Source organism: Paenibacillus sp. FSL H3-0329 (assembly GCF_037963285.1).
GTDB classification, from domain to species: Bacteria; Bacillota; Bacilli; order Paenibacillales; family Paenibacillaceae; genus Paenibacillus_AQ; species Paenibacillus_AQ odorifer.
In genome coordinates, this window is the sequence record NZ_CP150150.1 from 2,214,762 (window position 1) to 2,226,327 (window position 11,566).

Below are 11,566 nucleotides of genomic sequence, written 5' to 3' on the forward strand. Positions count from 1 at the left end.
GCCATCCTAAGATGATCAGTTAACTATCAATTTACTTAACGAGAGGAGATAGGGAAGATGTCAGGCAATAATAAACAAGCTACAAAAACCTTACCCCCACAGGAGCAGCATCATCAGCCAGGGATTGAGAGTGAAATGACGCCGCTGCCCAAATACGAGCCGGCAAATTATAAAGCAGCAGGTAAACTGCAAGACAAGGCGGCGTTGATTACCGGTGGAGACAGCGGAATTGGGCGTGCAGTTGCTGTGCTTTTTGCTAAAGAAGGTGCTGATGTGGTCATTTCATATCTTAATGAACACTCAGATGCAGAGGAAACTAAACGTCAGGTCGAGCAGGAAGGCCGCAAATGTATCCTAATTCCAGGTGATATCGGTGACGAGAAATTCTGTAAGGATCTTATTAAACAGACGGTAGAGGGCTTAGGAAAGCTTGATATTCTCATCAATAACGCGGCGGAGCAACATCCGCAAGCTAAGATCGAGGATATTACTTCCGAGCAGCTAGAGCGTACTTTCCGTACGAATATATTTGCGATGTTCTATTTAACAAAAGCAGCTATGCCTCATTTAAAAGCAGGATCTACAATTATAAATACAACTTCAATTACCGCTTATCGCGGAAGCCCGCAGCTGCTGGACTATTCATCAACTAAAGGAGCTATCCTGAGTTTCACACGATCTTTGTCCACGAATCTGGCGGAGAAGGGCATACGGGTAAACGGTGTAGCACCAGGTCCAATCTGGACACCGCTAATTCCCTCTACCTTTGATGCGAAGCAGGTTAGCGAGTTTGGAGGCACGCAGCCTATGAAACGGCCTGGACAACCAGAGGAGCTGGCGCCAGCCTATGTATATCTTGCCTCTGACGATTCCAGTTATGTGACTGGACAGGTTATTCATGTAAATGGTGGCGAGGTAGTAAACGGTTAGATTAGTACAGCTAATGTGAATAAATGGGTGTATTTCAATAAAAAAATATGTTACTATAAACCACGTTAGCATTTTAAAATTGTATATTTATGTCACTAGGGGTGCCGATTGGCTGAGACGGAATGGATTTCCGGACCCTTTGAACCTGATCTGGTTAAGACCAGCGTAGGGAAGTGGAGAACGAATTTCTGTTGTCGGGCTATTTGTAGTACCGTCTATATACAGATTCTGACTGCCTTCCTTACGGGGGCAGTTTTTTTGTTTTTTACTGGCCTACAGGGAAGTGAGAGAGAGGAGATCGCGAGTGGTACAAGCTGAGATCCATCTAATATCAGACGGCAAGCAGCTGTTGAGACAATTTGTTGAACTGGCTGTCACGGTGCAGACATGGGTCGATTATATTCACTTAAGAGAGAAGCAATGTCCAGCACGCGAACTGCTCTCTGCGGCACAGGAGCTGTTGGCTGCCGGTATACCCGCTACCAAACTGATAATCAATGACCGGATCGATGTAGCATTGGCAGCTGGTGCCGCGGGTGTTCAGTTGGCTGGGCACAGTCTGAGCCCGCTTACAGCCCGGCGAATTGCACCTCAGCTTTGGCTGGGGAGATCGGTTCATTCTCCGGAAGAAGCGGCGAATGCTTCAGAGCAGGGAGCTGATTATTGCTTGTTTGGCCATGTATTTCCCTCGGCGAGCAAGCTAGGGCTGCCCGCACGTGGGTTAGAGCTGCTTGCAGAAACGGTGAAGACTAGCTCTATTCCTGTAATTGCGATTGGCGGAATTGGTCCCGCTAATGCGGCGCAGATCATTAGGCAAGGCGCGGCAGGAATTGCTGTGATGTCCGGAATTTGCGGAGCGGATGATCCTTATGAGGCCGCCAAAGCTATTCATAAGGCGGTTCATTCATAGCCGGGAGGTAAAAGCATAGGCGAAGGGGGTGATTCAGAATGAGACTGTTGATTAACGGGAAATCCGCAGAGTGTTCTGGTGGTATTCAAACTATAGCTGATTTGATCAGTCTTCCTGAGTGGTCGGGTCGTCTGATGATCATTGAGCTGAATGGAGAAATTGTCAGTAAGGAGAATTATGAAAGTACTGCTCTGAGCGAGGATGATCGTTTGGAACTGGTGCACTTTGTTGGTGGGGGTTGAGATGGAGCGGTATAGAATTTTGAGAAATTTATAAGAACCAAAGGGAGGTAATTTCATGCATGACCCGTTACATATTGGAGGCATCGAATTAACTAGTAGATTATTTATCGGAACCGGAAAATATAGCCGGAATGCTCTGATCCCCGAAGTGATCGCAAGCTCTGGTTCTCAGGTGATTACTGTAGCGCTTCGCCGAGTGGACCCGGAAGGTGGAGCAGAAAATATCATGAACCACATTCCCGGCCACATGACTCTTCTGCCTAATACCTCAGGAGCGCGTACAGCGGAGGAGGCAGTCCGTATTGCGAGATTAGCAAGAGCTGCGGGACTGGGGAACTGGGTGAAGATCGAAGTGATCAATGATCAGAAATACCTGCTTCCAGATAATCTGGAGACCATACGAGCTACAGAGATTCTAGCGGCGGAGGGTTTTGTAGTACTGCCATATATGAGTCCGGACCTTTCGGCTGCTTTACGTCTGAGAGATGCCGGTGCTGCTGCTGTGATGCCGCTTGGTGCGCCGATCGGGACGAATCGCGGCCTGCGCACCAAGGAGCTTGTGCGTATTCTTATTGAAGAAGTGAATTTGCCGATTATTGTAGATGCCGGAATTGGCAAGCCCTCGGAAGCGGCGGAAGCAATGGAGATGGGGGCCGCTGCTGTTCTGCTTAATACGGCTGTCGCAACGGCACGTAATCCGCTCGTCATGGCGGAAGCGTTCCGCGAGGCGATATCCGCTGGCCGCAAAGCTTATTTGGCAGGACTCGGTCCTGTAGAAGAAGTTGCTTTTGCTTCGTCACCGTTGACTGGATTTCTGAACTGAATTTGATAGGTTCACCAAAGGAGGGAGGATTAGCATGAGCTTTTTTGACACACTGGCCCGCTTGGAGCAGTATCCATATGAGCAGCTGTGGAAGGAGTTCCGGGAGGATGACGTTAAGCGGGCGCTTGGAAAAGACAAGCTGAACGAAAATGATTTGCTGGCATTGCTCTCTCCGGCAGCAACGCCGCTGCTAGAGGAGATGGCGCAAGCTGCTCAGCGACTGACCCGTGCACATTTTGGTTATTCGATGCAGCTGTTCACACCGATGTATCTTGCCGATTTTTGTGTGAATCATTGTACCTACTGCAGCTTCAGCTCCATTTATGATTTTCCGCGTAAAAAGCTGTCCTTGGAGGAGGTTCGCAGGGAGGCTGAGAAGATTGCAGCTACAGGTCTGCGGCATATCCTCATTTTGACTGGTGAATCGCGCCGGGAGAATCCTGTCTCATATATTAAGGATTGTGTAGTTGTACTTAGAGAATTTTTTTCCTCCGTCAGTATTGAGATAAATCCTCTATCGACTGCCGAATATAAAGAGCTTCTTCAAGCAGGCGTGGATGGATTAACACTATACCAAGAGGTTTACCACCAGGAGACTTACAAAAAGCTGCATGTTAAAGGGCCTAAAAGAAACTACCGGAATCGCCTGGATGCACCTGAACGCGGCTGTCAGGCAGGTTTTCGTTCTGTGAATATTGGTACGTTGCTCGGGATGTACGATTGGCGGCAAGAGGCATTCCAAAGTGCCATGCATGCCCGCTATCTACAGGATCGGTATCCAGATTGCGAGATCAGCCTGTCACCCCCACGGTTTCGGCCTTATTTAGGGGAATTTAACCCAGAGTGCGATGTTACCGATCGATCACTAGTGCAGATTATTTTGGCATACCGGTTATTTTTACCCCGTTCGGGCATTACTTTATCTACAAGAGAGCCTGCCTCTCTACGCGATCATTTAATTCATCTAGGAATAACTAAGATGTCAGCCGGGGTCACAACTGAGGTGGGCGGTCACACTAATGCAGGGGGAACTCCGCAATTCGAAATATCCGATAGCCGCAGTGTGCAGGAGATTACGGAAATGCTATATACGAAGGGTTTGCAGCCGATTTTTAAAGACTGGGATATCCTGACTGAATCAGTAACGTAACGCTTGTATTTTTATTATTAATCACTAAAGGGACCCCTGCGAGATTCATGCGGAGGTCCTTTTTTCTATTGTGTAGATGGTGTTTAGTTTCCGGCAGAGAGCTCATCGAGAGACATTTCGAAGCTCGGTGCCATATGAGTCAGAAAATAATCCACTTCCTGCAGGCCAAGCCCACGAAGTTTTGCTGCTGTCTGCTCCTTCGCGGCGGCAAATTCTCGGTTGCCTGCAGCAACCTCCCATACGCATTTCAAATAAGCATCCAGCCGATCAGCGGCTTTCACATAGCTGTGCAGCAGAATGTCCTCCGAATCGGGAGGGCTGTCTTCCGGTCGTATGAGCTGAGTGTAGATGCTTTTTAGCTCTGATGGAATCATTCCAGTTAAGCGATCAGCCGCAACCTTTTCCATTTCGCGGAAGCTAGTGAGCAAGCGAGGATTGTTGTATTTTACCGGCGTGGCAATGTCGCCTGTGAATACTTCGCTGGCATCATGGAAAAGAGCTATGGTTGCTGCTCGTTCCGCGTTTAATGAACGCCCGAAATGTACATTACCAATGGAACAGAGCATATGTGTGAGCAATGCAACATGAAAAGAATGCTCAGCGACGTTCTCCGGTGCGGTGCTGCGCATCAAGCTCCAGCGCTGAATATACTGAAGACGATATAGATAGGCAGAAAAATGGTAGCTCAATTTTAAAGTAACCCCTTTCATGCGGTGCTAGGTATGATATTATTATACTAATTGTATCAAACTTTAGATAACCTGGAACTGCCGAGAGGAGCTTGAATGAAGATGCAGCATTTTGAAGACAGTATTTATAACCTTATCGTAGAAACTTCCACGAATTTGCCGGGAGATGTACGCCGGGCAGTTGCAAAAGGTCGTGCGCTGGAAGACAGGGCTACCCGGTCCGGTCTTGCTTTAACCACGATTGCGCAAAATATCGGAATGGCTGAGCAGCAAGTGTCTCCGATCTGTCAGGATACGGGAATGCCTACATTTATCATTCACACCCCTGTGGGAATCAATCAGATTGAGATGAAAAAAGATATTCATAATGCCATTGTACGAGCGACCAAGAATGGTAAACTTCGTCCCAATTCTGTAGATTCATTAACAGGTGAGAATAGCGGAGATAACTTGGGTGCAGGCACACCAGTCATTCATTTCGAACAATGGGAAGAGGATAAAATAGACGTTAGACTTATTCTGAAGGGTGGAGGCTGCGAGAATAAAAATATTCAATACAGTCTCCCGGCAGAATTAGAAGGACTCGGCAAAGCGGGTCGGGATCTGGACGGAATCCGTAAATGTATTTTACACGCGGTATATCAGGCGCAGGGACAAGGCTGTAGTGCCGGTTTTATTGGCGTGGGTATCGGCGGTGACCGTACGACTGGCTACGAGCTGGCTAAGAAGCAGTTGTTCCGCAAAGTGGAGGATGTTAATCCGATAGAAGACCTTAGCAAGCTGGAAGACTATATTATGGAGAATGCTAACAAGCTTGGAATTGGCACGATGGGTTTTGGTGGTGAGGTATCGCTGCTGGGCTGTAAGGTTGGCGTTATGAATCGTCTGCCAGCTAGCTTTTTCGTATCCGTTGCTTATAACTGTTGGGCCTTCCGCCGCCAAGGGGTGCTGGTTGATCCATCAACTGGCAATATAGAGGATTGGTTATATGAGAGCGGCACAGGGATATCTGTAGATGATGAAGGAGCACATGAATCTGAAGCGGTAATTGCTGAGGGAGCTAACAGCCCAGCCTCTGAGTCGCGGGAAGTACGTCTTACAACGCCGGTAAGTGAAGAGGATATCCGTAGTCTGCGTGTTGGAGACGTGGTTATTTTATCCGGTGAAATGCATACAGGCCGTGATGCTCTGCACAAATATTTAATGGATCATGAGTCTCCGGTAGATCTGGAAGGGGCTGTGATTTATCATTGCGGTCCTGTGATGATGAAAGATGAGGAAGGCTGGCATGTAAAAGCTGCGGGCCCAACTACGAGCATTCGTGAAGAGCCTTATCAAGGCGATATCATCAAAAAATTTGGAATCCGTGCAGTCATCGGAAAAGGTGGTATGGGTCCAAAAACGTTAAAAGCCTTACAGGAGCACGGCGGGGTATACCTCAATGCGATTGGTGGAGCCGCCCAGTATTATGCAGAGTGCATCAAGAAGGTCAACGCTGTTGATTTTATGGAATTTGGTATTCCTGAGGCGATGTGGCATCTCGATGTGGAGGGTTTTGCAGCGATTGTGACGATGGATGCTCACGGCAACAGTCTGCATGCGGATGTGGAAAAAGATTCTGCAGCTAAATTGACTCAATTCAAGGAGCCAGTGTTTAAATAAATGGGGTTACAACCGGTGGATAAGTCATGAGGAGGGCAGATTATTCTCTGAATGGCTTTTCCATGGGTTTTAATCAAATTATAAGGATTTATATGTCCAGACTATAAATTATCCTTAAGGAACGCCGAAGGCGTTTTTGCCTGTCTAAAGGAGGACAACGAATGGCACCACATTATATTAGAAATGGGTTTCTTAACGTTACGCCGTATTTTATTGCGGAAGATGCAGAGCAATTGATAGATTTTGTTGTGCACTGCTTTGATGCCAAAATTATTGATATGCTGCGAAACGATGAGGGTAGGATTAGGCATGCCGAGGTCAGAATCGGTGATTCCATCATTGAGGTTTCCGAAGCGAATGAAAAGTATTTACCGGTACAGCTTGCCATTCATCTTTATGTAAGAAATGTTGATGAGACCTACCGCAAGTGCCTGAATGCCGGGGCCTCTATTATTGAAGAACCACTGGATAAGTCCTATGGAGAAAGAGGAGCAGGGGTTAGAGACCGTCAGGGTAATCAGTGGTTTCTTGCCACCCGTACAGAATAAACTCATGTGTTTTTACAAAAGTAATACAAAGTAACAGTCCAGAGTTAATCAACTCGGGCTGTTATTTTTATATAATCTACTCTGGGGGGCTTATGTCACGGTCATAGTCGTACTGGTATTTTGGAGAAAATGAAGTTAGGATAAAAGATACAATGATAAAGGGAGAGGCACATTTCAGATGAAACCGTTTCGCGCTCGTCTTACGTTTATACTTATGGCCTTAATCGGTATTTCCATGATTGGTACTGGATTTACGATGGCTCATCTGTTTAAGAGCTCCCATATAACTGCTCTGGAAGAGAATATGTCCCGGGAAATAAGCTTGCTCTCAGGCACACTGGAATTTGTAGATATGAATTCTTCAAATGCGATCCCGTATTACACTGAACAGGCGGAGCATATTTCTAAACTTTTAGATTCTCGGATAACGTTTATTACAAAGTCGGGTAAAGTAATTGGCGATTCTGAGAAAAACCCCTTGGAAATGGACAACCACTCCAATCGTGAAGAAGAGATAGGGGCTGCGAAAGAGGGAACTGGACGGGCAATCCGTTACAGCGAAACTCTAAAGCATGAGATGTTATATGTGGCTGGAAAGGTAACTTCAGATCAGGGGTTTGACGGCTATATTCGGGTCTCAATGGGACTTGATGCTGTTACTCAAGGTCTTAAGCATGCTTGGATGATCATGGCTGCAGGTCTTATTATCTTGTTCTTGTCAGCAACGATTGTGAGCTATAAAGTAGCTTCAAGCATGACTTCCCCGTTGGAGCAAATCACAAGAGTCGCCCGGCGGATTACCGATCTGGATTATGATGCCAGAGTTCATTTGAAGCGTAAAGATGAAGTTGGACAGCTGGCTACAGCGATTAATGCGATGGCAGACAGTCTTCAAGACCAGCTCAAGACGATTCGTGATAATGAGGATCTGCTGCAAAGCGTGCTGGATAATATGACTGGCGGCATCATAATGATCAATGCGGAAGAAGAGATTGCGCTGCTCAATCGGGCTTCAGAGCGAATGCTTGATGTCAGCAACAGTGAAATGGCGGGTCATTCGTACAAAGAGTTAAAACGGCATTATGAGCTAACCCGTCTGCTTGAAGAAGGGGTATTAAGCCGGGAGCCGATTCATGAAGAGCGAAGTATTTATAACCCAAGAGAGCGAATTGTACGGATGGACGCGGTTCCGATGATCCAGGATGGTACGTACAGAGGTATGCTTTTCCTATTGCAAGAGGTTACGGAAATTCGCCGTTTGGAGCGGATGCGCAGTGAATTTGTCGCTAACGTATCGCATGAACTAAAGACTCCGGTTGCAGCGGTCAAAGGGTTTGCCGAGACCTTACTGGGAGGCGGAGTTAAAGATGAGAAGACGGCGAGATCCTTCCTGCAAATTATATATGATGAGAATGAGCGTTTAAATCGCTTGATTGGAGATATTCTGGAATTATCTAAAATCGAATCTAAACGGGTGCAGCTCGATTGCTCACCGGTTCATATCATTGAATTCTTTGATTCCGTGCTGGGAACCATCAGTAAAGTCGCTGAGAAGAAAAACATTAGTCTTAATGTAGAGGTTCCTGAGGAGCTATTCATTGAGGCGGATGAGGATAAGCTGCGTCAAATCTTTATGAATCTTTTCTCTAATGCGATTAATTACACACATGAAGGCGGAAACGTAAAGGTCTACGTTAAGAGTCTACTGAAACCAGATGGCTCCGAAAATGTTCAATTTACTGTTAGCGATACGGGTATGGGGATTCCTAAAAAAGATCTGCCGCGTATTTTTGAACGTTTTTACCGTGTGGATAAGGCAAGATCCAGAAGCTCCGGTGGAACGGGATTGGGGCTGTCTATTGTGAAGCATTTGGTAGATATGCACCATGGAGTGATTTCAGTTGAAAGTGATCTGGGAATCGGCAGTTCCTTTGTGATTGAATTGCCTTTGCTGCAGGAAGAAAAGACCGATTAGATTTTTGTAAATTCACTTTTTCAATTTTACACTAAGTTAACATTACGGTGATATGATGGTTTTGTTGCTGTTTTGTAAAAATCAAACTATATGGAAGACGGGGGAACCTATGGCTCAACGATTGCTTGTCATTGAAGACGAACCGACACTAGCCCGGCTGCTGTCCTATAACTTAACGCAGGAAGGTTACGAGGTGACGGTAGAGGATCATGGAACGGCAGGATATGATCGTGCGACGAGGGAACCTTTTGACTTGATCGTATTGGATCTGATGCTGCCAGGAATGAATGGCATTGACATCCTTGATAAATTGCGTGGACAAGGTATCCGCACACCTATTATCGTATTGACTGCTAAAAATGCTGAAGAAGATGTGGTTAGAGGGCTGAAATCCGGTGCTGATGATTATATAACCAAACCTTTTGGAGTATCCGAATTGCTTGCAAGAGTGAGCGCTGTATTACGGCGGATTTCCGGCCTTGCTGAGGAGGCTCCACAAGAGACACCTATATCTGCTTCAACGATCATTCTAGGACAACTAGAAATCTATCCTGAGCGGTATGAAGTTTCCTTAGGAGGACATAGCATCAACCTTCGACCTAAAGAGTTCGAGGTATTGTTATATTTGGCCCGTAAACCCGGGGTAGTGCTGACAAGAGATGATCTTATGAACGCTGTTTGGGGCTTTGATTATATTGGTGGACAGCGTACAGTTGATGTGCATGTAAGTTCACTCCGTAAAAAGCTTGAGCTAGATCCAGAATCCGTTCATATCGATTCCATTCGAGGTGTAGGTTATAAATTAGTTGTTAACAAAAAGAGAGCTCCGGTCATTTAGCATGACTGGAGTTTTCTTCTTTATCCCGTTCATAAACAAGATTCAGGTGAGATTACACGCCGAATTGTAGGGAATACTATCACGTGGACTAATTCATCTTCACCAATTTTACATTGCGTTAACATTTCTCTCCAACTGTATTTACATTAAAAGCTTATTATGGAGAACGAAGATGATGAGAAGGAGACGTAAATACTAATGAAATCCATCATTGACATAGAGAAACTTGATCTCTACTATGAGTCATTTCACGCACTGAAGAATGTGAATCTGCAAATTCCGGAGAAACAGGTTACTGCTTTTATCGGACCTTCCGGTTGCGGAAAATCCACTCTGTTGCGCACGCTGAATCGTATGAATGATATGATTCCTGGTACACGTATTGAAGGAACTGTAAACATCGGTGGCAAAAATATTTATAGTGACGAGGTAGAGGTAGAAAGCCTGCGTAAACAGGTCGGCATGGTATTCCAACAGCCAAATCCTTTTCCAAAGTCGATTTACGACAATGTAGCTTACGGTCCTCGCCTGCATGGCATTCGTTCAAAGAGCGAACTGGATGAGATTGTAGAGCAAAGTCTGCGTCATTCCGCGCTGTGGGAGGAAGTTAAAGATTTTCTGAAAAAATCTGCCCTTAGCTTGTCCGGCGGACAGCAGCAACGGCTGTGTATTGCCCGAGCTTTGGCAGTTCAGCCGGATATCCTGCTCATGGATGAAGCAACGTCTGCACTGGATCCTGTGTCTACGCTCAAGATAGAGGAGCTTGTACAGGAATTAAGAAGTAAGTATACAATCGTTATGGTTACTCATAACATGCATCAGGCGGCACGTGTATCTGGTCGAACCGTGTTTTTCTTGAATGGTGTAATTGTAGAGGCGGCGGATACAGAGGTGTTGTTCTCGACTCCTAAGGATTCCCGCACCGAAGATTATATTTCTGGACGTTTCGGCTGATACGGGCTACAAGGGCGCTCGTCCTTGGAAATGGCAAGCTGACCATACATTAATGAGGAGGATCGCTCTTACTATGATTCGCAGAAAAGAATTTGATAAAGATTTGGAAGAGCTGCGCAGTCTGCTGCAGCAGATGGGTGAACATGTAATAGATGCTCTTGGTGGAGCAATTGTTGCTTTACAGAATCTTGATACTGTACGCGCTCAGGAAATCATTAAAGCAGATTTGCAGCTGAATGCCATGGAAGATAAAATCATGGAAATTGGCTCACGGCTAATTATTACGCAGCAGCCTGTAGCAAAAGATTTGCGCCGCATTATCGTTGCTTTCAAAATATCTAGCGATTTGGAACGTATGGGTGACTTGGCTATTGATGTTGCGAAAGCAACTATGCGCATCCATGGACAGCAGCTGATCAAGCCGCTTGTAGACATTCCGCGTATGGCGGAAATTGTGACGACCATGATTGATGAGGCTATCCAGTCTTATCTGGATGAGAACACTGATCTGGCTTATAGAATGGCACAAGATGATGATCAGGTCGATCAATTATATGGTTCGATGATCAATGAGCTATATAGTTATATGGTGGCAAAACCGGATTCTGTGTCCCAAGCTATGTTATTAACGCTGGTAGGCCGTTATATTGAACGGATTGCCGATCATGCGACTAACATTGGTGAGAGTGTTGTTTATCTGGTCACAGGCAGCCGTCCGGACTTGAATCAGTAATTTGTACTCACACATCTTTTGTTATATCTTTAGTTAAACTAAGTAGCCGCCCTTTTAAAAGGGCGGCTACTTGTTGTATATCCTTAACATATCAGCTTATCCCACTGTTTAG

General features: G+C 45.9%; 12 protein-coding genes and 1 riboswitch. Of the genes, 11 read left to right on the forward strand and 1 reads right to left on the reverse strand.

The features are described from left to right. Positions 1 to 57: 57 nt before the first annotated feature. The 5 genes from NSQ66_RS09480 (at position 58) to thiH (ending at position 4,055) form a co-directional block, all read left to right on the forward strand. Complete coding sequence (locus NSQ66_RS09480; protein ID WP_038569678.1) at positions 58 to 930, forward strand: SDR family oxidoreductase; 873 nt, start codon at positions 58 to 60, stop codon at positions 928 to 930. Positions 931 to 1,017: 87 nt separating this feature from the next. Continuing rightward, positions 1,018 to 1,119: riboswitch (TPP riboswitch) on the forward strand. Between the two features lie 115 nt (positions 1,120 to 1,234). After that, positions 1,235 to 1,840, forward strand: coding sequence for a thiamine phosphate synthase (locus tag NSQ66_RS09485; RefSeq protein WP_076100104.1), 606 nt, complete (start codon positions 1,235 to 1,237; stop codon positions 1,838 to 1,840). Positions 1,841 to 1,878: 38 nt separating this feature from the next. Beyond that, positions 1,879 to 2,082 (forward strand): sulfur carrier protein ThiS, encoded by a 204-nt coding sequence (gene thiS / locus NSQ66_RS09490; protein WP_076100105.1) that lies wholly within the window; start codon positions 1,879 to 1,881, stop codon positions 2,080 to 2,082. A 55-nt stretch (positions 2,083 to 2,137) separates the two neighbouring features. Next, positions 2,138 to 2,905 carry a thiazole synthase gene (locus NSQ66_RS09495; protein ID WP_076100107.1) on the forward strand — a complete coding sequence of 256 codons (768 nt, stop codon included), beginning with the start codon at positions 2,138 to 2,140 and terminating at the stop codon, positions 2,903 to 2,905. A 34-nt stretch (positions 2,906 to 2,939) separates the two neighbouring features. Then, positions 2,940 to 4,055 (forward strand): 2-iminoacetate synthase ThiH, encoded by a 1,116-nt coding sequence (gene thiH, locus NSQ66_RS09500; RefSeq protein ID WP_076100108.1) that lies wholly within the window; start codon positions 2,940 to 2,942, stop codon positions 4,053 to 4,055. Between the two features lie 83 nt (positions 4,056 to 4,138). Here the strand turns inward: thiH and yfbR are convergent, their stop codons facing one another. Further along, positions 4,139 to 4,744, reverse strand: coding sequence for a 5'-deoxynucleotidase (yfbR, locus tag NSQ66_RS09505; RefSeq protein ID WP_094901415.1), 606 nt, complete (start codon positions 4,742 to 4,744; stop codon positions 4,139 to 4,141). A 102-nt stretch (positions 4,745 to 4,846) separates the two neighbouring features. On the opposite strand from yfbR, the gene NSQ66_RS09510 reads away from it, so the two are divergent. The 6 genes from NSQ66_RS09510 (at position 4,847) to phoU (ending at position 11,454) form a co-directional block, all read left to right on the forward strand. Next, complete coding sequence (locus tag NSQ66_RS09510) at positions 4,847 to 6,406, forward strand: fumarate hydratase (RefSeq protein ID WP_076100116.1); 1,560 nt, start codon at positions 4,847 to 4,849, stop codon at positions 6,404 to 6,406. 161 nt (positions 6,407 to 6,567) lie between these two features. Further along, positions 6,568 to 6,954, forward strand: coding sequence for a VOC family protein (locus tag NSQ66_RS09515; RefSeq protein ID WP_076100110.1), 387 nt, complete (start codon positions 6,568 to 6,570; stop codon positions 6,952 to 6,954). A 178-nt stretch (positions 6,955 to 7,132) separates the two neighbouring features. Beyond that, positions 7,133 to 8,929 (forward strand): ATP-binding protein, encoded by a 1,797-nt coding sequence (locus tag NSQ66_RS09520; protein WP_036678948.1) that lies wholly within the window; start codon positions 7,133 to 7,135, stop codon positions 8,927 to 8,929. 109 nt (positions 8,930 to 9,038) lie between these two features. Then, positions 9,039 to 9,767, forward strand: coding sequence for a response regulator transcription factor (locus NSQ66_RS09525; protein WP_036678951.1), 729 nt, complete (start codon positions 9,039 to 9,041; stop codon positions 9,765 to 9,767). 198 nt (positions 9,768 to 9,965) lie between these two features. Beyond that, positions 9,966 to 10,721 carry a phosphate ABC transporter ATP-binding protein PstB gene (gene pstB / locus NSQ66_RS09530; RefSeq protein WP_036678954.1) on the forward strand — a complete coding sequence of 252 codons (756 nt, stop codon included), beginning with the start codon at positions 9,966 to 9,968 and terminating at the stop codon, positions 10,719 to 10,721. 73 nt (positions 10,722 to 10,794) lie between these two features. After that, a complete protein-coding gene (gene phoU, locus NSQ66_RS09535) occupies positions 10,795 to 11,454 on the forward strand; it encodes a phosphate signaling complex protein PhoU (RefSeq protein WP_036678957.1) in 660 nt (219 codons plus the stop codon). The last annotated feature ends 112 nt before the right edge of the window (positions 11,455 to 11,566 follow it).